Annotated in this window: 22 protein-coding genes; 12 read left to right on the plus strand and 10 right to left on the minus strand. The window is 66.8% G+C overall.

Features of this window, described 5'->3' with window-relative positions; translation table 11 throughout:
- Nucleotides 1-124: 124 nt before the first annotated feature.
- From EF834_RS09425 to ku, 5 genes are all read left to right on the plus strand, one after another.
- On the plus strand, nucleotides 125-457 hold the full coding sequence (locus tag EF834_RS09425) for a hypothetical protein (protein WP_127946960.1): 333 nt from the start codon (nucleotides 125-127) through the stop codon (nucleotides 455-457).
- Nucleotides 458-489: 32 nt separating this feature from the next.
- Nucleotides 490-1041: a DUF3558 family protein gene (locus tag EF834_RS09430; protein WP_268960980.1), complete on the plus strand. Its 552-nt coding sequence runs from the start codon at nucleotides 490-492 to the stop codon at nucleotides 1039-1041.
- A gap of 70 nt (nucleotides 1042-1111) precedes the next feature.
- Nucleotides 1112-2350: a hypothetical protein gene (locus tag EF834_RS09435; protein ID WP_127946961.1), complete on the plus strand. Its 1239-nt coding sequence runs from the start codon at nucleotides 1112-1114 to the stop codon at nucleotides 2348-2350.
- Nucleotides 2347-3147, plus strand: coding sequence for an ESX secretion-associated protein EspG (locus EF834_RS09440; RefSeq protein ID WP_127946962.1), 801 nt, complete (start codon nucleotides 2347-2349; stop codon nucleotides 3145-3147). The genes EF834_RS09435 and EF834_RS09440 overlap by 4 nt, the downstream gene beginning before the upstream one ends.
- Before the next feature lie 86 nt (nucleotides 3148-3233).
- Nucleotides 3234-4064, plus strand: a complete 831-nt coding sequence (gene ku / locus EF834_RS09445; protein ID WP_127946963.1) for a non-homologous end joining protein Ku — start codon at nucleotides 3234-3236, stop codon at nucleotides 4062-4064.
- Between the two features lie 4 nt (nucleotides 4065-4068).
- Here ku and EF834_RS09450 read toward each other — a convergent pair whose 3' ends face one another.
- From EF834_RS09450 to EF834_RS09485, 8 genes are read right to left on the minus strand one after another with little or no spacing between them, the layout of a single operon-like run.
- On the minus strand, nucleotides 4069-4563 hold the full coding sequence (locus EF834_RS09450; protein WP_127946964.1) for a DUF1990 domain-containing protein: 495 nt from the start codon (nucleotides 4561-4563) through the stop codon (nucleotides 4069-4071).
- Nucleotides 4564-4962 carry a metal-sulfur cluster assembly factor gene (locus EF834_RS09455; protein ID WP_127946965.1) on the minus strand — a complete coding sequence of 133 codons (399 nt, stop codon included), beginning with the start codon at nucleotides 4960-4962 and terminating at the stop codon, nucleotides 4564-4566.
- Nucleotides 4959-5468, minus strand: coding sequence for a Fe-S cluster assembly sulfur transfer protein SufU (sufU, locus tag EF834_RS09460; protein WP_127946966.1), 510 nt, complete (start codon nucleotides 5466-5468; stop codon nucleotides 4959-4961). Before sufU ends, EF834_RS09455 begins: the two co-directional genes overlap by 4 nt.
- Before the next feature lie 2 nt (nucleotides 5469-5470).
- Nucleotides 5471-6733, minus strand: coding sequence for a cysteine desulfurase (locus tag EF834_RS09465; protein WP_127946967.1), 1263 nt, complete (start codon nucleotides 6731-6733; stop codon nucleotides 5471-5473).
- 4 nt (nucleotides 6734-6737) lie between these two features.
- Complete coding sequence (gene sufC, locus EF834_RS09470) at nucleotides 6738-7517, minus strand: Fe-S cluster assembly ATPase SufC (protein ID WP_127946968.1); 780 nt, start codon at nucleotides 7515-7517, stop codon at nucleotides 6738-6740.
- Nucleotides 7518-7572: 55 nt separating this feature from the next.
- Complete coding sequence (gene sufD, locus EF834_RS09475; RefSeq protein ID WP_127947320.1) at nucleotides 7573-8784, minus strand: Fe-S cluster assembly protein SufD; 1212 nt, start codon at nucleotides 8782-8784, stop codon at nucleotides 7573-7575.
- A gap of 23 nt (nucleotides 8785-8807) precedes the next feature.
- Nucleotides 8808-10253, minus strand: a complete 1446-nt coding sequence (sufB, locus tag EF834_RS09480) for a Fe-S cluster assembly protein SufB (RefSeq protein ID WP_127946969.1) — start codon at nucleotides 10251-10253, stop codon at nucleotides 8808-8810.
- A gap of 59 nt (nucleotides 10254-10312) precedes the next feature.
- A complete protein-coding gene (locus EF834_RS09485; RefSeq protein ID WP_408014491.1) occupies nucleotides 10313-11005 on the minus strand; it encodes a helix-turn-helix transcriptional regulator in 693 nt (230 codons plus the stop codon).
- 264 nt (nucleotides 11006-11269) lie between these two features.
- Here EF834_RS09485 and mptB point away from each other — a divergent pair, with 264 nt between their 5' ends.
- From mptB to EF834_RS09510, 5 genes are all read left to right on the plus strand, one after another.
- Nucleotides 11270-12892, plus strand: a complete 1623-nt coding sequence (gene mptB / locus EF834_RS09490) for a polyprenol phosphomannose-dependent alpha 1,6 mannosyltransferase MptB (RefSeq protein WP_235871121.1) — start codon at nucleotides 11270-11272, stop codon at nucleotides 12890-12892.
- A gap of 14 nt (nucleotides 12893-12906) precedes the next feature.
- Nucleotides 12907-13860 carry an ABC transporter ATP-binding protein gene (locus EF834_RS09495; protein ID WP_408014498.1) on the plus strand — a complete coding sequence of 318 codons (954 nt, stop codon included), beginning with the start codon at nucleotides 12907-12909 and terminating at the stop codon, nucleotides 13858-13860.
- Nucleotides 13857-14654, plus strand: coding sequence for an ABC transporter permease (locus EF834_RS09500; protein WP_127946972.1), 798 nt, complete (start codon nucleotides 13857-13859; stop codon nucleotides 14652-14654). The genes EF834_RS09495 and EF834_RS09500 overlap by 4 nt, the downstream gene beginning before the upstream one ends.
- 155 nt (nucleotides 14655-14809) lie before the next feature.
- Nucleotides 14810-16276 (plus strand): hypothetical protein, encoded by a 1467-nt coding sequence (locus EF834_RS09505; protein WP_235871122.1) that lies wholly within the window; start codon nucleotides 14810-14812, stop codon nucleotides 16274-16276.
- A gap of 46 nt (nucleotides 16277-16322) precedes the next feature.
- Nucleotides 16323-17288 carry a COX15/CtaA family protein gene (locus EF834_RS09510; protein WP_127946974.1) on the plus strand — a complete coding sequence of 322 codons (966 nt, stop codon included), beginning with the start codon at nucleotides 16323-16325 and terminating at the stop codon, nucleotides 17286-17288.
- A gap of 49 nt (nucleotides 17289-17337) precedes the next feature.
- On the opposite strand, the gene EF834_RS09515 is transcribed toward EF834_RS09510, so the two are convergent.
- On the minus strand, nucleotides 17338-17691 hold the full coding sequence (locus tag EF834_RS09515) for a hypothetical protein (RefSeq protein WP_127946975.1): 354 nt from the start codon (nucleotides 17689-17691) through the stop codon (nucleotides 17338-17340).
- A 93-nt stretch (nucleotides 17692-17784) separates the two neighbouring features.
- On the opposite strand from EF834_RS09515, the gene EF834_RS09520 reads away from it, so the two are divergent.
- On the plus strand, nucleotides 17785-18786 hold the full coding sequence (locus tag EF834_RS09520) for a quinone oxidoreductase family protein (RefSeq protein ID WP_127946976.1): 1002 nt from the start codon (nucleotides 17785-17787) through the stop codon (nucleotides 18784-18786).
- A gap of 11 nt (nucleotides 18787-18797) precedes the next feature.
- Here EF834_RS09520 and EF834_RS09525 read toward each other — a convergent pair whose 3' ends face one another.
- Nucleotides 18798-19793, minus strand: coding sequence for a heme o synthase (locus EF834_RS09525; protein WP_127946977.1), 996 nt, complete (start codon nucleotides 19791-19793; stop codon nucleotides 18798-18800).
- 192 nt (nucleotides 19794-19985) lie between these two features.
- Between EF834_RS09525 and tkt the strand changes: the two genes are divergently transcribed.
- Entirely contained in the window at nucleotides 19986-22100 is a 2115-nt protein-coding gene (gene tkt, locus EF834_RS09530) for a transketolase (RefSeq protein WP_127946978.1), read from the plus strand.
- Nucleotides 22101-22106: the final 6 nt, after the last annotated feature.

A 22106-nucleotide genomic window follows, 5' to 3' on the forward strand; every position in this document is an offset into this window, starting at 1 on the left:
GGTGGCGCCAACGGTCAGCGATGCTTCGGCTTAGGACGTTCGGGCTACGGCAAACTCAGCCCGCTGCTCGGGCAGTTCCAAGACCCACGTACCATTCCCGTGGGCGGCCGAGGGAGCCACGTCCATGACGGGGGGATCGATGACGCTGCACCTCGAACCTGACGCTATCGAGCGGTGCGTGCGCATCTGCGATCAGATGCTGGACTCGATTAGTGACGCACTCAGGGAAGCGAGCGACCTTCAGTACGTGGACGGCTTCGGTGATTTCCGGATAGGTGACCAACTCGCCGCCGGGTACACCCGCAAGGCAGGGACGGTCACCAAGCGGCTCGAGGAATACGAAACTGTCATCCTGGCCATGCGGGAGGCATTCGCAGCTGGTGGAGAGGCCTTCGCCGACGCCGACGGGCAGCTTACCCGGGCACTGGGCAGTCTCGACTCGGGGGTCGATCAGTGAAGCTGCGCCACTCCTCCGTAGGCACGCTTTTGGTGCTTGCGTCGATTCTCACCGCGTGTGGGTCTCCCGCCACTGCACCGGAGGTGGCTTCCGCGTCGGAACCGGTGTCGCCGTCCCCAACCGTCCGGGTCCCGCGTCATGTTGATCAGTCGGACCGACCGTGGGTGACGTTCGATCCCTGTCTCGACATCCCGGATGAAGCGCTCGTGGAGGCGGGATACGACCCGCAGTCCAAGGACGAAGACGTTGTCGCCGCCGACTATCACACCTTCCTGATCTGCGGGTTCGATACCCCAGAACGGCAGTACGGGCTGAGCCTGCTCTCGGGGAACATCACCTTCGCCGAGCAGCAGGAGAAGTCGAAGGACTACGCAACGCCGATCATGCTCAACGGGCGCCGGGCCCTGCTCGAGGTACCAAGCTCGCTCAACTGCGCGGTGAGTATCGAGACCAGCTACGGCATCCTGGGTGTTTCCCGCGTCTTCTTCCGCACGCGATCGGACCAGAACACCGAGGAAGAGCGGTGCATCGGGATCGAGGAAACCGCGAGCATCATCGCCCGCTATCTACCTGAGGGGACGTAGGGAGCGAGATCGGTGCGCCGGTATCCGGACGCCGCGAGGTCATCGCACGCCATCTATCTGGGGGACTGACATGAGCAGCAAGGATCTACTCGACCTTTTGGCGGCGCCACTCGGCGGCGCCGGTGCGATCGAACGCGAGCGTTTGGACACCAGCATCGAGCAAATCGGCGACACCGTCGATCTGGAAGTCGATGCCCCGTACGTAACGGACCCGGATGTATTCGTGGGGCTGAGTCGTGAAGAGATGGCGGCCAAGGTCTCTGCCCTCGATGCCGGCATGATCATGGACCTTGCACACAGGTACCTCTCCGTGGCAAGCGCGTTCAACATCGTCTGGGGTCTGACGAACCTGAAGCGCATCACCGGTAGTACCGATTGGGAGGGCGCCGCCGCGGACGCCGCGAACGCTGCGATCGAACGGATGATGGACCCGGTCAACGACACTCATGCGTCGATCCGAACAATCAGCCTCAAGCTCCAGCAGGCGAGCAGCGCCGCGAGCGATGTGAAACCGCGGGTGCAAAGTCTCCTGGCTGACATGCAGCCCCTGCTACTCCTGACCAGCGCCACGAGTGCTGTCGAGGCGAAAGCGCAGCAGGAAGAGCAGCGGCGCGAAGCGGCCCAGATCCTCGAGCGAATCTACAAGCCCAGCTTCATCGAAGCCGGCACGAATGTCCCCGCGATCCTGCCCCCGCCAACGATCCCCGGCGTTCAGGGGTTCGAAACCGGCGGCTGGACCGGGACCGCTGCCCCGACCCGAGGTGGCGCTGCAAATTCGGGTACGGGCTCCACCGACTCGGACGAGCCGGCCAGCCCCGGAGTGGACGACACCGAATCAACACAGGCGACCGGCACGGAGGACGCTGCGACCGTTGCGGGGGAGGGCATTCCACCCGACTCTCAGGGCAAGGCCAATTCACCGGTGTCGACATTCGCCGCGAATGCCAATGGGCCACAGGGCGGCGTGCCCAGCAGCGGCGGTGCGGGCGGCGGCGCAAGTGGGATCGCTGGCGGTGGTGTCGCAAACGGCAGCGCAGGCCAGCCGAAATTCGACAGCCCCAGCGCTGCTATGGCTTCCGGCTCAGCCGCACCGCGTGTTGCCGCCGGAGGAGCCACCGGAGCCGGAGCAGGAGCAGGAGCCACCCGTCCCGGCGCGGGAATGGGCATGGGCATGCCCATGGGTGGACGCGGCGCCGGGACCGGTGACGATACGGAGCACAAGACGCCCGACTATCTCATCAACATGGAAAACGGAAACGATTTGATCGGCGACCTCGACCCGGTAGCTCCCCCGGTGCTCGGAGCATGAACGGGCAGCTCTCCTCCGCGCAGTTCATGCACCTGTGGGAGGCAACGGATCTCGACAGGATGCCGCACCCGTTCGAGCACCGTACCGAGGCGCGCCTCGAAAGCGAACTGTACGTCGAACGGCAACGGTTGGACCGGTGGCGTTCCGAGCAACCCGTCCACCAGCTCCGGGAAGCAGTTGGGGTCCTTCGTCATCCCGAGGTCTCCGTCAGCGTCTACTCCCCCGGTGCCACTCCCGTACTGCGCCGCGGCGCCATTCGCCGTGGAGTCACCGTGGTCGCCGATCAACTGCCCGCCACCACCGGAACCGGCGACCTACGCATCCAGATCCGACCCGCATCACGTGCACCCGACGTCCGGCAGTTCGCTCGCGATCTACTCCACGAACTTCCGGAGGTGCCGGCGGGACGTACCTCCGCGGTCGACGTCTACCCCGACGATCTGCGCGCCAACGATCCGCAGGCCGAATCCGGCGGCAACGGCGTTCTGCACAACGCCACCATTGCCGGGGCACCCTTGTTGAAACGGATCCTGGCTCGCCGTACCGCCGCCGGCTACATCTGCCTGCACCGTCCGTGGCAGGGTGCCTACGATCCCATCCTCGACTCGATGACCTGGTTCGACGTCGCCGGCGATGGACGCTACCTCTACTACACAGACCATCTCGTGCGGCTACGTTCGGCCACCACCGCGGTACTGGTGGACAAGCTCGAAGAGCGCGTCAGGAAGGCGCTCGTCGACACCGGGACAGATAGCCGCCCACCCTCCGGAACCGGACACAACTGGCTTCTCAGGTAATTGACCTGCGGCAACCGAACATCTCGAGATGGTGATGATCTTCGGACCTCGGTCACACGCGGCACCGATCTGCGTGATAGTGGGGCATGCGATCGATCTGGAAGGGCTCCATCGCGTTCGGGCTGGTCAACGTGCCGGTCAAGGTGTACTCGGCGACCGAGGACCACGACATCCGTTTCCACCAGGTCCACGCCAAGGACGGCGGACGGATCCGGTACAACCGCGTGTGCAGCGAGTGCGGGCAAACGGTGCAGTTCGCCGATATCGACAAGGCATACGACTCCGAGGAGGGTGACCGCGTCATCCTGACCGACGAGGATTTCGAGAAGTTGCCGGCGGCCGAGAAGCACGAAATCCCGGTACTGCAGTTCGTCCCCACCGAGCAGATCGACCCGATCCTGTTCGAGAAGAGCTACTACCTCGAACCGGACTCGCCGTCACCGAAAGCGTATGTGCTGCTGGCGAAGACGCTTGCACAGACGGAACGCATCGCACTCGTGCACTTCACGCTAAGGCAAAAGACTCGTCTCGCTGCGCTGCGCGAGCGTGATGGTGTGCTGGTGATCCAGACCCTGTTGTGGCCTGACGAGGTCCGTGCGGCCGAGTTCCCGTCGCTGGACGACGCCCAGGATCCTCACGCCAAGGAGCTGAAGATGGCGGGCACGCTCGTCGAGAGCATGGCCGACGACTTCGATCCGACGGAGTACACCGACGACTACCAAATCCAGTTGCGGCAACTGCTCGACGAGGCGATCCGGAGCGGCGGCAAGAAGGTCATCCCGGCGGCCGAGCAGACCGAGGCCGGCGCGGACGCCGAGGTCGTCGATCTCGTCGCGGCCCTGCAACGCAGCCTCGATGCGGCCGGAGGGGAAACCAAGCCCGCAACCGCGAGGAAGACCCGCCGAAAGCGCGCCTGAACCGTCAGCCGGAGAAGGCCCCCAGATAGCGCCTGGTCATCAGCCGCTGCACGGCGCGGGCGATCGGATCACCCAGCCGGGTGAACCACCGCCCGGGCCGCGAGAAAGCCGTGATGGTCGCCTGCACGGCCCCGTCGGCACCCCGCTCGACGCAGAATCGCTCTTCCCCGGATTCCGGATGCCCGGACAGAGTCCCATACGCGAATCCGCGACGGTCGGGCTCGTCGACCACGTAGACGACACGGCACGGGATGGTGAATCCGAACCAACGCAGAATCACGTCGCTTCCGGACTCGGCAGTCGGGGCGTCCGCGTCCACCCGCATCCCCGCGCGGCGATGAATGTCCCACCCCAGTAACGCATCGGACGCGGCGAGGAACGTGTCCTCACCGCGTCCGAGATGGATCGATTGCCGGACGTGTCGGTATCCGGCAGGTAGCTCACCTGCGGTGGCACCGATCTCCGGGTAGGTCAGCTCCCGGGCGACCCGGGCGGACATTCAGACCGTGAACCCGAGGGCGCGTAGCTGCTCGCGACCATCCTCGGTGATCTTGTCCGGACCCCACGGCGGCATCCAGACCCAGTTGATCTTCAGCTCGTCGCACAGCCCGGAGTTGACGAGTGCGCGACGCGACTGCTCCTCGATCACATCGGTCAGCGGGCACGCCGCCGATGTCAAGGTCATGTCGAGCGTGACGGTGTCGACGCCGTCGGTGTCTTCGGCCTTGAAGTCGTAGACCAGACCCAGATCGACCACGTTGATGCCGAGTTCGGGGTCGACGACGTCACGCATCGCCTCCTCGAGCTCGTCGAGGCGCTCCGGGGTCAAGGTCACGCCGTAGTCTGCGGCCGGGGCCTCGTTCTCCGGTTGGGTCTGCTCGGCCTGGGTGTCGGTCATGATGCTTGTCCTTCTGTTCGAGCGACGTCGTCTTCAGCAGGGCCGTCACGATCGGGGTCCTCGACGATACGAACAACCGCGTCCTTGAAAGCCATCCATCCCAGCAGTGCGCACTTGACGCGAGCCGGGTATTTCGACACCCCGCCGAACGCGATGCCGTCTCCCAGCACATCCTCGTCGCCTTCGACGGTACCGCGACTGCTGACCATAAGGTTGAACTCTTCGACGGTGCGCAGTGCTTCATCGAGCGGCATCCCCACGATCTGGTCGTAGAGCACCGAGGTCGACGCCTGGCTGATCGAGCAGCCCTGGCCGTCGTACGAGATGTCGTCGACGACGAAACGGCCGTCCTCGCCGACGGCGAGGTGTGCCCGCAGCGTGATCTCGTCGCCGCACGTCGGGTTGACATGATGGACCTCGGCGCCGAACGGCTCCCGCAGTCCCCGACCGTGCGGGTGCTTGTAGTGGTCCAGGATCACTTCCTGGTACATCGATTCGAGGCGCACCGTCAGGCACCTTCTCGCACGCCGAAGAAGTCCTGCGCACGCCGGACGCCGGCGATGAGCGCCTCGACCTCGTCGAGGGTATTGTACAGCGCGAACGATGCGCGCGCGGTCGCGGCGATGCCGAACCGCTGGTGCATCGGCCACGCGCAGTGATGGCCGACTCGCACGGCAACACCGTCGTCGTCGAGAACCTGGCCGAGGTCGTGCGCGTGGATACCGTCCACGACGAAAGACACAGCGCCACCGCGATTCACGGTGTCGGCGGGCCCGACGATCCGCACGCCCTCGATCCCGGCAAGCCCCTCGAGCGCAGCCGACACGAGCAGGTGCTCGTGTCGTGCGACCGCATCCATCCCGATGTCGTCCAGGTACTTCACGGCCGCACCGAGACCGACGACCTGCGAGGTCATCGGCACACCGGCCTCGAACCGCTGCGGGGGCGCCGCGTAGGTACTGCCCGACATCGTGACGGTTTCGATCATCGAGCCGCCGGTGATGAACGGCGGCATCGACGCCAGCAGCTCGCGGCGACCGTACAGGACACCGACGCCGGACGGGCCGAGCATCTTGTGCCCGGAGAATGCCGCGAAATCCACACCCAGGGAACGGAAGTCGACGGCGATGTGCGGAACGGACTGGCACGCGTCGAGAACCGTGACCGCGCCCACGGCCCGCGCCCGCTGCACCAACTCGGCGACCGGGGAGATCGCGCCGGTCACGTTCGACTGGTGCGTGAACGCGACGACCTTGACCTTGTCGCTCAGCTCGAGCGAATCCAGATCGATGCGGCCGTCGTCGGTGATCCCGTACCACCGCAACGTCGCACCGGTCCGGCGCGCAAGCTCTTGCCACGGGACAAGATTCGCGTGGTGTTCGAGTTCGGTGACGACGATCTCGTCACCCGGGCCGACGACCTTGTCGAATCGGTCGTCGCCGAAGACGTACGCGACCAGGTTGAGCGCCTCGGTCGCGTTCTTGGTGAAGACCAGTTCGCCCGGATCGGCCCCGACGAACGCGGCGATCGCCGCACGCGCGCCCTCGTACGCGTCGGTGGCCTCCTCGGCCAGCTGATGCGCACCGCGGTGCACAGCTGCGTTGCATGTGGTCAGGAACTCACGCTCGGCGTCGAGCACCTGCACCGGACGCTGCGAGGTCGCCCCGGAATCCAAGTACACCAGGGGCTTTCCGTCACGCACGGTCCGTCCCAGGATCGGGAAGTCTTCCCGGATCCTGGTGACGTCCAGCTCGGCCGCCGTGGTGGTCATGCTGTCACGCCCCTGCCCCGGACGCCGCCTGCGTGAATCGCACGTAGCCGTTGGCCTCGAGCTCGTCGGCGAGTTCCGGGCCGCCGGACTCGACGATCCGACCGTCGACGAACACGTGCACGTAGTCGGGCTTGATGTAACGCAGGATTCGGGTGTAGTGGGTGATCAGCAGGATCCCGCCGTCCTGGTGCTCCTTGTAACGGTTGACGCCCTCGGACACCACGCGCAGAGCGTCGACGTCGAGGCCGGAGTCAGTCTCGTCGAGGATCGCGATCTTCGGGTCGAGCAGTCCCAGCTGCAGGATCTCGTGGCGCTTCTTCTCACCGCCGGAGAAGCCCTCGTTGACGCTGCGGTCACCGAAGGTCGGATCGATCTCGAGCGCCGACATGGCCTCCTTGACCTCCTTGACCCAGTGACGCAGCTTCGGGGCCTCGCCACGGACCGCGGTCGCGGCGGTGCGCAGGAAGTTCGACATCGAGACGCCGGGCACCTCGACGGGGTACTGCATCGCCAGGAACAGGCCCGCGCGAGCGCGCTCGTCGACGCTCATCTCGAGAACGTTCTCACCGTCGAGCGTGATGGAACCACCGGTCACCTCGTACTTGGGGTGCCCGGCGATCGCGTACGAGAGCGTGGACTTACCGGAACCGTTGGGGCCCATTATCGCGTGGGTCTCACCCGAGCTGACCGTCAGGTTGACGCCCTTGAGGATGCTGATCGGCTCGGCACTGGCGTCCGAGTTGGCGACGTTGACGTGCAGGTCGCGAATTTCAAGCGTAGACATTCGATTTCCTAATGCGGGTATCTGGGAGTTCTTGGTGGACGGGCGGCCGGCCGGATCACACGCCGACTGCGGCCAGTTCGGCCTCTACGGCGGCCTCGAGACGCTCACGCACCTCGGGGACGGCAATGCGGTTGATGATCTCGTGGAAGAAGCCACGCACGACCAGCCGTCGGGCCTGGTCCTCGGGAATGCCCCGGGCCCGTAGGTAGAACAACTGCTCGTCGTCGAAACGTCCCGTGGCGCTGGCGTGCCCGGCGCCGACGATCTCGCCGGTCTCGATCTCGAGGTTCGGTACCGAGTCCGCGCGAGCCCCGTCGGTGAGCACGAGGTTGCGGTTGAGCTCGAAGGTGTCGGTGCCCTCGGCCTCGGCACGGATCAACACGTCGCCCACCCACACGGTGTGCGCGTCCGGCTTGCCGGAGTGAGTATCCGAGGCCGGATCACCCTGCAAGGCACCCTTGTACACGACGTTGGACTTGCAGTGCGGCTGCGAGTGATCCACGAGCAGGCGGTGCTCGAAGTGCTGGCCGGCGTCGGCGAAGTACAGGCCGAGCATCTCGGCGTCACCGCCCGGGCCGGAGTACTTCACGGTCGGCGTGATGCGGACCAAGTCGCCGCCGAGGCTGACCGACGTGTGTCGCAGCACCGCGTCACGGCCGAGCATCGCGTGGTGCGCCGCGGTGTGAACCGCGTCGTCGTTCCAGTCCTGGAGCACGACGACCGTCAGCGACGCGCTGTCGCCGAGCACGAATTCGATGTTCTCCGCGTAGGTTCCGCTGCCGTTCTGGTCGAGGATGACGGTCGCCTTCGCGAACTCCTCGAGGCGGATCTGCAGGTGCCCGAACGCCACCTTGCCCTCACCCGGGCCCGTCACCGTGATGTGAACCGGGGCGGCCACTTCGGTCTCCCGGCCGACGGATACGACCGTCGCAGACTCGAAAGTCGAGTACGCTTGCGCGGCAACTCGATCGAACGGAACACCACCCTGGCCGAGCCGCTTGTCGTCGCGACCGACTGTCTCGACGGTGACGTCGCCGTCGACCTCGATGATCGCCGATTCCACCACGCCCTGCGTCACTGCGGTGCCGTCGTGCAGGCCGCGCAGACGACGGAGCGGCGTGAATCGCCACGCCTCGTCACGGCCACGGGGCACCTCGAACGCGTTCACGTCGAACGAGGTGAAGACCTCACCTTTGTTTGTGGCGGGGACGGCGTTCTCGCCGGCCGCTGCGCCCTGCACCCCGGTCACGGGCTTGCTCGATGCCATCTCTGCGGTCGCTTCGCTCGCCACTAACCCACGGCCCCTTCCATCTGCAGTTCGATCAGGCGGTTGAGCTCGAGGGCGTACTCCATCGGCAGCTCCTTGGCGATGGGTTCGACGAACCCTCGCACCACCATCGCCATGGCCTCGTCCTCCGTCAGACCGCGACTCATGAGGTAGAACAACTGGTCGTCGCTGACCTTCGACACCGTCGCCTCGTGGCCCATCGTCACGTCGTCCTCGCGGACGTCCACGTACGGGTAGGTGTCGGATCGGCTGATCTGGTCGACCAGCAGGGCGTCACACTTTACGGTCGCCTTCGACCCGTGGGCGCCCTTGTTGACCTGCACCAGGCCGCGGTACGACGCGCGACCTCCGCCGCGGGCGACGGACTTGCTCACGATCGTCGACGATGTGTGCGGTGCCAGGTGCAGCATCTTCGCGCCGGTGTCCTGGTGCTGCCCCTCACCCGCGAAGGCAACCGAGAGGACTTCGCCGCGGGCATGCTCGCCCATCATCCACACGGCCGGGTACTTCATCGTCACCTTCGAACCGATGTTGCCGTCGATCCACTCCATCGAACCGCCCGCCTCGACCTTGGTGCGCTTGGTCACCAGGTTGTAGACGTTGTTCGACCAGTTCTGGATCGTCGTGTAGCGGCAGTGGCCGCCCTTCTTGACGATGATCTCGACTACCGCGGAATGCAGCGAGTCGGACTTGTAGATCGGTGCGGTGCAACCCTCGACGTAGTGCACCGAAGCGCCCTCGTCGACGATGATCAGCGTCCGCTCGAACTGGCCCATGTTCTCGGTGTTGATCCGGAAGTAGGCCTGCAGCGGGATGTCGACGTGCACGCCCGGCGGCACGTAGATGAACGATCCACCGGACCAGACGGCGGTGTTCAGCGCGGAGAACTTGTTGTCGCCGGCCGGGATGACCGTGCCGAAGTACTCGCGGAAGATCTCCGGGTGCTCTCGCAGACCGGAGTCGGTGTCGAGGAAGATCACGCCCTCGGACTCGAGGTCCTCACGGATCTGGTGGTAGACCACTTCGGACTCGTACTGCGCGGCCACACCTGCGATCAGCCGCTGCTTTTCCGCCTCGGGGATGCCCAGCTTGTCGTAGGTGTTCTTGATGTCCTCGGGCAGGTCCTCCCAGCTCTCGGCCTGCTTCTCCGTGGACCGCACGAAGTACTTGATGTTGTCGAAGTCGATCCCCTCGAGGTTCGAACCCCATTGCGGCATCGGCTTCTTGTCGAAGGTGCGCAACGCCCTGAGGCGGATGTCGAGCATCCACTCGGGTTCGTTCTTCTTCGCGGAGATGTCCCGCACGACGTCCTCGGACAGTCCTCGCTGGGCACTGGCACCGGCAAGGTCGGAGTCCGACCAGCCGTACTCATAGTTGCCCAGCGAGGCGATCGTCTCCTCTTGCGAGAGTGGCGCCTCGGGTGTCACCTGGTCTGATGTGACGGTCATGCGGGCTCCTTCCGGAGTCTTGTTACGTACCGGTGTGGGCTGTCCACCGGGGAGAACATCTATGGGGTCTTCGGGGGTAGGGCGAGCGGGACGTGGGTCGTGCAGGCGCAATCTCCGTTCGCGATCGTCGCCAAACGCTGGACGTGCCGGCCGAGTAGTTCGGTGAATGCTTCCCGTTCGGCCTCGCACAGTTCCGGGAACTCCTCGGCCACGTGCGAGACCGGGCAATGGTGCTGGCAGATCTGCACGCCGTTGCCGACCGGACGAGTCGACGCCGCGAACCCCGCCGAGGTGAACGCGTCCGCGATCGCGTCGGCGGTCGACTCGACCGCTTCCGGCTCGTCGACGCTCACGGGCGGGACGTCACCGACGATGGACTGGACTCGACGCCGGGCGAAGTCCTCGATGGCCTCCTCGCCACCGATCTCACGCAGCTGCCGCATCGCGGCGCTGGCCAGGTCGTCATACGTGTGACCGAGCTTGCCTCGGCCTACAGCGGTGATCTGGAACAGCTTCGCCGGTCGCCCCCGTCCCCGCTGCCGCCAGCCGGCCGAACTGGCCTCCTGCGCCTCGCCTGCCTCGATGAGCGCGTCGAGATGGCGCCGGACACCGGCCGCGCTGAGACCGAGTCGCGCACCGATGTCGGTGGCTGTGATGGGCCCCTCCTCGACGAGTAACTGCACCACCGCGGCCCTCGTGTGCCCCTCGTGTCCACCGGCAACGGGCAGCGGCGATCCACCGGAGGGGTGCACAGGTACGTGACCTGCGCCTTCTCCGTTCGAAGGTCGTGCCGCTTCCAATTTCACAACACTAGTGTGACGGAATTCGGGGCATCGGTCCACGAAGGGTGCCCTGTGTAATCGGCGCCACACCCCGCAGGGCGGGCCGGGTCGGGGTGGACTGAGCACCCCGTTCGCAGCGCTACGCTGCACCGTGTGCCGCAGACCGAGACAGAACACGAGTCGGATGCTCCGGCCCGGTCTCGGGTCGAGCAGGCCGGCGCCTTCGTCAAACGAGTGCTCGGTATCGACGGGCGTTCCCCGCGGCCGTCGGTAGCCGACGCACTCCACGGCGACGAGACCGAAGCCCCGGGCCTCAATGTCCACGAGACCCGCCAACTGCACTGGATCCGACTGTTCGGCGCGACCGGCGCAGTGCTGATGGCGATCGGCGCGCTCGGCGCCGGCGCCCAACCGGTCCTCCAGAACCCGGTCCAGGGGCTACGCCTGCTGGGACTGCCCGCCCGCATGACGAGCGCGACCTTGAGCATGACGTTGACCGGCACCGTCATGGTCGTACTCGCATGGCTCCTGCTCGGCCGGTTCGCGATCGGAAACATGCGCGGCGGGCACGCACCCCGACAGTTGAGCCGCTCCCAACTCGACCGGACCCTGCTGTTGTGGGTGATCCCCCTCACGGTCGCACCGCCGATGTTCAGTCGCGACGTCTATTCGTACCTCGCGCAGAGCGAGATCACCGCTCGCGGCCTCGACCCGTACGCGATCGGGCCCGCCGGGGCGCTCGGCGTCGACAACGTCCTCACCCGGACCGTCCCGAACATCTGGCGGGACACCCCCGCGCCGTACGGTCCGCTGTTCCTGTGGATGGGCCGGGGAATCACGTGGCTGACCGGGGAGAACATCGTCGCCGGGATCTTCTTGCACCGGCTCCTTGCGCTCGCCGGCGTCGGAATGATCGTGTGGGCGCTTCCTCGCCTCGCGCGTCGGTGCGGCGTATCGGGCGTCAGCGCGCTCTGGCTCGGCGCTGCGAATCCACTTGTGCTGTTCCACCTGGTCGCCGGCATCCACAACGAGGCCCTGATGATCGGGCTCATGTTGGCGGGCGTCGAGATCGCGTTGCGAGCCGTCGAGGGCACCGAGCCGATACGTGGGCGAGTCCTGCTGCTGCTACTCGCAGGTGCGACCCTCATCGCGCTGTCGTCGACGATCAAGATCCCCTCGCTGCTCGCGCTCGGTTTCGTGGGTATGGCCCTCGCTCGCAGATGGGGCGCCAACCTCAAGGCACTCGTATCAGCAGCGGTTCTGTTCGGCGCCGTGACCGTCGCGGTCACCGTTTTCGTCAGCACCGCGAGCGGGCTCGGAATGGGCTGGACGCAAACGCTCGGCACCGCGACCGAGGTTCGAAGTTGGATGTCGATCCCCACACTGCTCGGCCTGGGTACCGGCCTGGTCGGCGTGCTGCTGGGACTCGGAGACCACACCACGGCGGTGCTCAGCCTTACTCGCCCCATCGCATCGGTGATCGCCGGTTTCATCACGCTGCGCATGCTGATCGCCGTGCTTGTGGGTCGAATCCACCCCGTGGGGGCCCTGGGCGTCTCACTCGGGGCGATCGTGCTGCTCTTCCCGGTCGTTCAGCCCTGGTACCTGTTATGGGCGGTGATTCCGCTCGCGGCGTGGGCCACCCGCCCGGTCTTCCGCATCCCGACCATCGCCTTCTCGTCGTTCGTGAGCGTCATCCTCATGCCCAACGGAGCCGAGTACGAGCCGTTCATGATCGTTCAGGCCGCGATCGCCACGACCATCGTGAGTATCGCGCTCATCTTCGTCACCCGCAATCGCCTGCCGTGGCGCCCGCAACCCAGTACCACCGGACAAACCGATTCCGTCGGGGCCTAGGCTGGATCTTCGTGATTGTCAGCGCGTCGGAAGCGACGCCCCGCAGGGGCGAGTCCGCGGTGCACCTCGAAGGCGTCGTGAAGACCTTCGGCGACGTCCGCGCCGTCGACGGGCTCGATCTGACCCTCGAACAGGCGCAGGTATTGGCCCTGCTCGGCCCGAATGGTGCAGGTAAGACCACGACCGTCGAGATGTGCGAGGGTTTCTCCTCCCCCGATGCCGGATCGGTCCGGGTCCTCGGACTCGATCCGGTCGCGGATTCTGCGGCACTACGTCCACGGATCGGTGTCATGCTCCAGGGCGGCGGCGCGTACCCCGGTTCGCGGACAGGCGAGATGCTCGACCTCGTCGCGTCGTACTCTGCGGATCCGCACGATCCGGAATGGCTGCTGCGCAGCCTCGGCCTGCAGGACGCCCGCCGCACCCCTTACCGTCGCCTGTCGGGTGGACAGCAGCAGCGACTGTCGCTCGCTTGCGCGCTTGTCGGTCGCCCCGAACTCGTGTTCCTCGACGAACCGACCGCCGGTCTCGACGCCCAGGCCCGACTGCTCGTCTGGGAGCTGATCGACGCCCTGCGCCGCGACGGCGTCAGCGTCCTGTTGACCACACACCTGATGGACGAGGCCGAGGAACTGGCCGACGAACTCGTGATCATCGACCACGGCCGGATCGTCGCGTCCGGAACACCGTCGGAGGTCACCCGCACGGGCGCGGACGGCCGGATGAGCCTGGTCGCCCCGCCCGGGCTGGATCTCGCACCACTGCGCGCGGCGCTGCCGGACGAATTTCAGGTGCAGGAGGCCTCACCCGGGGACTACGTCGTGCGCGGCACGATCGATCCACACGTCGTCGCGGCCGCGGCATCGTGGTGCGCCGGACAGGGAGCGCTGGCCACCGAGATCCGGGTCGACCAACGTCGACTCGAGGACGTCTTCCTCGAACTCACAGGACGGGATCTGAGGGGATGAGCGTGACGCACCACGACCGCTTGGCCGACAACCGGTTCGCCGACGGCACGTTCACCCCGCGCCCGCGGCCTGCATCGCCCCGACGGATGCTCACCGCGCAGACCAGGCTCGAACTCACCCTGCTACTACGCAACGGCGAGCAGTTGCTGATCACCATGTTCATCCCGATCACCCTGTTGATCGGCCTTACGATGCTCCCGATCGGTGACTTCGGCAGCGACCGGGTCGACACCATCGTCCCGGCTGTGATGATGGTGGCCATCATGTCGACGGCGTTCACCGGACAGGCGATCGCCGTCGGCTTCGACCGCCGCTACGGAGCACTCAAACGCTTGGGGGCGACGCCACTTCCCCGCTGGGGCATCATCGCCGGCAAGAGCGCGGCGGTCGTCATCGTCGTCGCCTTGCAGACAGTGTTGCTCGGCGCGATCGGTTTCGCGCTGGGGTGGCGCCCCAGCGTTCTCGGTCTCGTTCTCGGTGCCGTCGTCATCGCTCTCGGGACCGTCACGTTCGCGGCGATGGGCCTGCTGCTCGGCGGGACACTGCGCGCCGAGATAGTCCTCGCTCTTGCGAACATCCTGTGGTTCGCGATGGCCGGCATCGGCAGCGTCATCTTCGCCGATGAACTGCACAGCGGTGTACGGATCGGCGCACAACTGATCCCCTCCGGGGCCCTCGCGCAGGCGCTCGAGGATGCCACCGGCGGCAGCGTCAACGTCATGTGCGTGGCGGTCCTCGCGGGGTGGGCACTTGTGTCCGGATTCGTCGCGACCAGGACTTTCAAGTTCACCTGAAACGAGTATTCGTTCATCACCTAATAAGTCGGGCAAAACACCTCCGCGCCTGACCGTTTTGTAACACAATCGCCGCCGTGTCTACCTCGCCCATCACCACACTCCGACGGACCTCCCTCGCTGCGTGCGGCGCACTCGCCCTCGCACTGACTCCGATGACCGCCGGCGCGGCACCTGCGTGGGGTCCGCTGGCACCGCCGAACCCGCACCTGGGACCTCAGGGAACCTCGACCATGCACGGCGACGCAGAGTCGTCCGACGCCACGCCGCTCGCCGGCCCGGGTACCGGCGACGTCTCGACTGTGACGTACAACCTCGCGTCGGCATGTCCGACCCTGCTGCAGGGTTCGGACGGTCTCGTCGTGTCTCTGTGCACGACGATGATCGGGCAGAACCCGACGGTGTACCTGCTCGACCCGGCGGATTCCGGGACACTGGCCAAACTCGAGCTCACCAAGGGAAGCCTGCTGGGCGGGGTGTACGCCTACCTCGACTCCGAGGACCGACTCGTCGTGGTGGACGGCACCCGGCACCTGCTGCGGATCGGGCACACTCAGGCCCAGGACGGCAAGTGGACGCTGAGCGTGGACGAGAGCACCGACCTGACGTCGGCGATCCCGGACGACGACAATGTCACGGGCCTGGCGCCCGATTTGGACGGCATCGTGTGGTTCGCGACCGGCGGGGGCATCGTGGGCACTGTCGACGCGGACGGGAACGCACGGACCGTCAGCCTTCCGGAGGGGGAAGAGGTGCAGAACAGCATCTCGACATCCGTCGAGGGAACCGCGGTCGCATCGACCTATGCGACATACCAGCTGAGCGCGGGACCCGACTTCGAGCCGCAGATCGACTGGCGACAGCCCTACGACCGCGGCTCCGCCCGCAAGCCGGGACAGCTCAGCTGGGGCACCGGTTCGACACCCACCTACTTCGGCCCCACCGCTGGTTCCGAGTACCTGACGATCGTCGACAATGCCGACGGCCAGGTGAACCTGCTGGTGTACCGCTCCGCCACCGGTGAGGAGGTCTGCAAGGAACCGGTCCTGCCGCCCAGTGGCGGAGGCAGCCTGGCCGGGGGCTCAGGCAGTCTTTCGGGCAGCCTCGGGGCCGGCGGCAGCGGCAGTGAGAACTCCCCGATCGCCGTCGGACGGTCGGTATTCGTCGCGGGCACCTACGGATACCCGTATCCGACGGTTCCGGCCGGGGCCGGCGAAGCGGTGCCTTCCTCCGCACCGTTCAACGGGGGCATGACACGCGTCGACGTCGACGCCGACGGCGAGGGCTGCACGACGGTGTGGGAGAACGAGGTCCGCAGTTCCGCCGTGCCGCAACTGTCGATCGCGGACGGGAACATCTACACGGCGGTCCGTGAGGGGCTGGACGCGACCACCCCGCTGGACGGATTCGCGTACGCGGTCATCGACCCCGAGACCGGGGACTTGCTGATGACCCACCCGATCTCGAGTTCACTCCTGGGCGACACGTTGCAGATGGCGGCACTGATCACGGACGACGGCCGGTACATGCAGGGAACGATCTCGGGCATCGTCTCCGTCAATCCGGGCAGTGCCGGCAGCGGCGGCTCGGATGACTCATCGGGGACGTCGGCCGACTCCTAGGCGGGCCAACGACAGAGCGTAGTTGACGGCCATCTAACATCGGGGCGTGCTGTATCGCGGGTTCCTGAGCCTTGTCGACCGTCTTCCCTTCCCGTCCCCTGCCGCGCAGAGGGTAATCGCGTTCATCGTGATCCTCACGCAGGGCGGCATCGCGGTAACCGGATCGGTCGTGCGTGTGACGGCGTCCGGTCTCGGTTGCCCGACGTGGCCGCAATGCTTCCCCGGATCGTTCGTGCCGGTGGGGGTGTCGAGCGGCGTACAAACGCTCCACCAGGTGGTCGAGTTCGGTAACCGGCTGCTGACGTTCGTCGTCGTGCTCGCGGCCGCCGCAGTAGTGCTGGCGGTGACCCGAGCACGACGCCGCCGGGAGGTGATCGGCTACGCGTGGCTCATGCCGGCCGGCACCGTCCTGCAGGCCGTGATCGGTGGCATCACGGTGCTCACCGGTCTCGCCTGGTGGACCGTTGCGATCCACCTGCTCGTGTCGATGCTGATGGTGTGGCTCGCGGTGCTGCTCTTCGTCAAGGTCGGCGAGCCCGACGACGGTGTCGAGACGCAGACCGTGCCCCAGCCGCTGCGTTGGCTGACGGCGCTGTCGGGCGTCGCCCTGGCCGGCGTCCTCGTCGCGGGAACGATGGTCACCGGTGCGGGCCCGCACGCCGGCGACAAGAGCGCCGAGGATCCGGTCCCCCGCCTCGAACTCGACATCACCACGCTGGTCCACCTGCACGCCGAGATGCTCGTCGGTTACCTCGCCCTGCTGATCGGGCTCGCGTTCGGCTTGTACGCGGTCGCAGCCCCCGCAGCGGTCAAGAAGCGCCTGCTCGTGCTGATCGGACTGGTCGTGGCGCAGGCCCTGGTGGGTGTCGTCCAGTACTTCACCGACGTCCCCGCGGCCCTGGTGGCCATACACGTGGCGGGCGCGGGCGTGTGCACCGCGGCTACCGCGGCCGTGTGGGCTGCCGGTCGGGTTCGCGAGACCGTCCAGCAGCCGGTGAAAGTCGCGGTCTGACCCGCCGCTACCTCATCCCGGCGCCGTCACCCGCCTGAGTCGATGCGCGTCAGCGCTCGTTGCGCGCCTTGGGGAAGCGTGTCTGGCGGGCGACCCAGCCGGCCATCTGCGCGAAGTGGCCCTGGCGCGGGGTCACGACGCTGGTGAGCTCTCGATCCCACTCGGAGGCCTTGATCTCGTCGAACGAGGCGACGACCGCGTTCGCGACCGCGACACTGTCGACCACCTGGTCACCGAGGACACCGTCGGCACCGACGAGGGTAATCCGCACGCCCGCACGCCCCACCGGCTGTATGACCGCGCTCGCGGATCCGCCGTGCTCGGAGAGGAACTTCCGGATGGCGGCGACCGTGCCCGAGGGCAGGGCCGAGTCCGTAGCGGTGCTCTGGGTATCGGTGCTCATGGGGTCAGACTACTGGGTGGTAGCCCGGCGACCGCCGGGGCGTACAGAGTGAGACGCGCCACGCGGTGTGAGACCGCGGTGTAGAACAGGGACATGCGTGCAATCGTGGTGTCCGAGAACGGTGGCCCGGAGGTTCTCGCTCCCGCGGAGGTGGCCGATCCGCTACCTGGAGCGGATGACCTGCTGGTCGCAACCGAGGCGATCGGGGTCAACTTCATCGACACCTATTTCCGCACCGGGCTCTACGCTCGTGACCTTCCGTACGTTGCCGGTGAAGAGGGGACGGGCGTCGTCGTCGAGGTCGGATCCGCCGTCACCGAGTTCGGGGTGGGCGACCGGGTGGCGTGGGCGGCGGCGCCCGGTAGCTACGCGGAGAAGGTCGCGGTGCCGGCAGCCGTGGCTGTGGACGTCCCCGCCGGTGTCGCGCCCGAGCAGGCCGCGTCGGCGCTGTTGCAGGGCATGACTGCGCACTACCTGATCGAGTCCGCGTATCCGGCCCGGCCGGGCGAGACGGTCCTCGTCCATGCCGGGGCCGGTGGTGTCGGGCTGCTCCTGACTCAGTTGGCGGCCGCGAAGGGCGTGAAGGTGATCACGACCGTCTCGACCGACGAGAAGGAGGCGCTCTCCCGTGAGGCCGGCGCCTGGCGGGTCCTGCGCTACGGTGCGGAGCTGTCGCGGAAGGTGCGGGAACTGACCGGCGGCGAGGGCGTCGCCGCCGTGTACGACGGTGTGGGCAAGGACACTTTCGACGCAAGCCTCGAGTCGCTGCGGATCCGGGGAACGCTCGTATTGTTCGGTGCGGCCAGCGGCCCGGTTCCGCCGCTCGACCTCCAGCGACTGAACGCGGGCGGCTCACTGTTCGTCACTCGGCCGACGCTCGCGCACTATGTGCGAGATCGCGAAGAGTTGACGTGGCGCGCCCGCGCTGTGTTCGACGCGATAGCCGCGGGAACCCTCAGGCTGCGGGTCGGTGCGAGCTACCCGTTGGACGCGGCCGAGCGGGCACACCGTGACCTGGAGGGCCGGAAAACAACTGGCTCGATCGTGTTGGTGCCCCAAGCCCGGCCAGAAGTAGGTCAGCCCGGTCAGAAGTAGCTCAGGCCCGGTCAGAAGTAGCTCGAGATGGTGGCCCAGCCCAGGATCGAGTCGACGGCCAGGCCGCAGCACACGATGGCGAGGTAGTTGTTCGACTGCAGGAACAGCTTCAGCGGCTTGACGGACGCACCCCGACGGACACCGTTGTGGAGCTGGTGGGCGACCAACAGGAACCAGGCGCCGGCCAGGAGTGTGACGGCCGCGTAGATCCATCCGGCCGCGGGCACGAGCGCGAGCGATGCCAGGACGGTGGCCCACGTGTACAGCACGATCTGCTTGGTCACGTGCTGTTCGGACGCGATGACCGGGAGCATCGGCACGCCGGCGGCCTTGTAGTCCTCCTTGTAGCGCATAGCGAGTGCCCAGGTGTGCGGCGGCGTCCAGAAGAAGATCACCAGGAACAGCACCAGCGGCTCCCAGCTGAGCGATCCGGTGACCGCGGCCCAGCCGACCATCACGGGCATGCAGCCCGCGGCGCCACCCCAGATCACGTTCTGCCACGTCCGGCGTTTGAGCACCATCGTGTAGAACAACACGTAGAACGCGATCGTGAGGACCACAAGCAAACCGGCAAGCAGGTTCGCGCGCCACCACAACCACAGGAACGACGCGATACCGAGCGTGATGCCGAAGACGAACGCGTTCCTGGTCGGAACCGCCTGGCGCGCCAGCGGGCGCAGCGCCGTGCGCTTCATCACCTTGTCGATGTCCGCGTCGGCGACACAGTTGAGGGCGTTGGCGCTCGCGGCACCCATCCATCCACCGAACAGAGTGCTGAGAATGAGTACAAGGTCGATGTGGCCGCGGTCGGCGAGGAGCATCGCCGGAATCGTTGCGACCAGGAGCAGTTCGATCACCCGCGGCTTCGTCAGCGCGACGTACGCCAGGATGGTCGAAACGACTCGTCCGCGCAGCGTGGACGTGTCCCGCGCAATGTTCGAATCGGAAGCCGATGCGCCGCCCGGGCTGCCGAAGCCGTGTCCGCTCGGCCTATGCCCTGTACGCACGCTGTCTCCTTGCCCCACGCGACTACATCCTCGCCTACGCCTGCACTACTACGACCGATGGTAGACGTCCCTTATCCGCCAACCGAATCGACCCGAACTAGGCGGCACACTAGGCTGGAGGCGCACGAGGGGCGCGCCAGCACCCATAGCACCCTCCGGCTCCACGTCAACCATGTCAGGAGACATCTGCCCGTGTCGATCACAGACGAGATCCGCGACCTCACGCAACCGGTCCACCCCGACGACTGGACCGACCTGGACACCAAGGCCGTCGATACCGCCCGGGTTCTCGCCGCGGACGCCGTCCAGAAGGTGGGCAACGGCCACCCGGGCACGGCGATGAGTCTGGCGCCGCTGGCCTACACGCTCTTCCAGCGTGTACTGCGTCACGACCCGAAGAACCCGGACTGGGTCGGACGGGACCGCTTCGTTCTCTCGTGCGGACACAGCAGCCTGACCCTGTACCTGCAGCTGTACCTGTCGGGCTACGGCCTCGAGCTGTCCGACATCGAGGCACTGCGCACGTGGGGATCCCTGACACCTGGCCACCCGGAGTACGGCCACACCGTCGGCGTCGAAATGACGACCGGTCCGCTCGGTCAGGGTCTGGCCTCGGCGGTCGGCATGGCGATGGCGTCGCGACGCGAGCGCGGCCTGTTCGACCCGGAGGCCCCCGCCGGCACGAGCCCGTTCGACCACCACATCTACGTCATCGCTTCCGACGGTGACATCGAGGAGGGCGTCACCTCCGAAGCGTCGTCGATCGCCGGAGTCCAACAGCTCGGCAACCTGATCGTCTTCTACGACGACAACAAGATCTCGATCGAACACGACACCGCGATCGCGCTCGGCGAGGACGTCGGGCAGCGCTACGAGGCGTACGGCTGGCACGTGCAGACCGTCGAGGGTGGCGAGAACGTCTCCGCCATCCTCGACGCCGTCGCCGCCGCAAAGGCCGTCACCGACAAGCCGTCGATCATTCTGCTGCGCACCATCATCGGATACCCGGCTCCGACGAAGATGAACACCGGCGACGTGCACGGCGCCGCGCTCGGTGCCGACGAGGTCGCCGCGGTCAAGCGGGCGCTCGGTTTCGATCCCGAGAAGAACTTCGACGTCGATCCCGCCGCCCTGGCACACGCCCGCCAGGTGACCGACCGCGGAGAGCGCGCGCACCAGCAGTGGCAGGTCGGCTTCGACGCGTGGGCCACGCGTGAGCCCGAACGCAGGGCGCTGTTCGATCGGATGCACGCCGGCGAGTTCCCACAGGGGTGGGCGGACAATCTGCCGTCGTGGGGCGCAGACGCGAAGGGAGTCGCGACCCGCAAGGCCTCGGGCAAGGTCCTGGGCGCGCTCGGTCCCATCCTGCCGGAGCTGTGGGGCGGTTCGGCCGACCTCGCCGGCAGCAACAACACCACGATCGACGGATCCGACTCGTTCGGCCCCACGTCCATCTCGACGAAGGACTGGAAGGCTCAGCCCTACGGCCGCACCTTGCACTTCGGCGTCCGCGAGCACGCGATGGGTTCGATCCTCAACGGCATCGTGCTCCACGGCCCGACCCGCGCCTACGGTGGCACGTTCCTGGTCTTCAGCGACTACATGCGTCCGGCGGTCCGTCTGGCCGCACTCATGCAGACTCCTGCGCTCTACGTGTGGACGCACGACTCGATCGGCCTCGGCGAGGACGGCCCGACCCACCAGCCGATCGAGCACCTCGCGGCGCTGCGTGCCATTCCGAACATGTCCGTCATCCGTCCGGGCGACGCCAACGAGACCGCCCAGGCGTGGAAGGCCGCACTCGAACACAAGACCGGCCCCACTGCACTGGCACTGACCCGTCAGGACATCCCGGTCCTCGAAGGCACCCGGGCCAAGGCAGCCGAGGGCGTGACCCGCGGCGGATACATCCTGGCCGAGGCGTCCGGCGGCAGCCCCGAGGTGATCCTCCTCGCAACCGGCTCGGAACTACAGCTGGCGGTCGCGGCCCGCGACGAGCTCGAGGCGGACGGCATCGCGACGCGCGTCGTGTCGGTTCCCTGCCTCGACTGGTTCGAGCAGCAGGACCAGGCGTACCGCGACGAGGTCCTCCCGCCGTCGGTGCGCGCCCGCGTTTCGGTGGAGGCTGGTATCGCGATGCCGTGGTACAAGATCATCGGGAGCGACGGGGAAGCAGTATCGATCGAGCACTTCGGCGCTTCCGCCGACTACAAGACACTGTTCCGTGAGTTCGGCTTCACCGCCGATGCGGTCACCGCAGCGGCCCGCCGCACTCTCGCTCGCGCCAACGATGCTGCAAAGGGATGAATCACG

This window comes from Rhodococcus spongiicola (assembly GCF_004011835.1).
Taxonomy (GTDB): Bacteria; Actinomycetota; Actinomycetes; order Mycobacteriales; family Mycobacteriaceae; genus Prescottella; species Prescottella spongiicola.

Excerpts from the sequence above, each read along its gene's own strand:
- EF834_RS09435 (WP_127946961.1), top strand. The coding sequence starts at position 1,112 with ATGAGCAGCAAGGATCTACTCGACCTTTTGGCGGCGCCACTCGGCGGC.
- EF834_RS09465 (WP_127946967.1), bottom strand. The coding sequence starts at position 6,733 with ATGACCACCACGGCGGCCGAGCTGGACGTCACCAGGATCCGGGAAGAC.
- EF834_RS09440 (WP_127946962.1), top strand. The coding sequence starts at position 2,347 with ATGAACGGGCAGCTCTCCTCCGCGCAGTTCATGCACCTGTGGGAGGCA.
- EF834_RS09505 (WP_235871122.1), top strand. The coding sequence starts at position 14,810 with ATGACCGCCGGCGCGGCACCTGCGTGGGGTCCGCTGGCACCGCCGAAC.
- EF834_RS09455 (WP_127946965.1), bottom strand. The coding sequence starts at position 4,962 with ATGACCGACACCCAGGCCGAGCAGACCCAACCGGAGAACGAGGCCCCG.
- sufC (WP_127946968.1), bottom strand. The coding sequence starts at position 7,517 with ATGTCTACGCTTGAAATTCGCGACCTGCACGTCAACGTCGCCAACTCG.
- EF834_RS09450 (WP_127946964.1), bottom strand. The coding sequence starts at position 4,563 with ATGTCCGCCCGGGTCGCCCGGGAGCTGACCTACCCGGAGATCGGTGCC.
- EF834_RS09500 (WP_127946972.1), top strand. The coding sequence starts at position 13,857 with ATGAGCGTGACGCACCACGACCGCTTGGCCGACAACCGGTTCGCCGAC.
- sufB (WP_127946969.1), bottom strand. The coding sequence starts at position 10,253 with ATGACCGTCACATCAGACCAGGTGACACCCGAGGCGCCACTCTCGCAA.
- sufD (WP_127947320.1), bottom strand. The coding sequence starts at position 8,784 with ATGGCATCGAGCAAGCCCGTGACCGGGGTGCAGGGCGCAGCGGCCGGC.
- EF834_RS09515 (WP_127946975.1), bottom strand. The coding sequence starts at position 17,691 with ATGAGCACCGATACCCAGAGCACCGCTACGGACTCGGCCCTGCCCTCG.
- ku (WP_127946963.1), top strand. The coding sequence starts at position 3,234 with ATGCGATCGATCTGGAAGGGCTCCATCGCGTTCGGGCTGGTCAACGTG.
- EF834_RS09520 (WP_127946976.1), top strand. The coding sequence starts at position 17,785 with ATGCGTGCAATCGTGGTGTCCGAGAACGGTGGCCCGGAGGTTCTCGCT.
- EF834_RS09425 (WP_127946960.1), top strand. The coding sequence starts at position 125 with ATGACGGGGGGATCGATGACGCTGCACCTCGAACCTGACGCTATCGAG.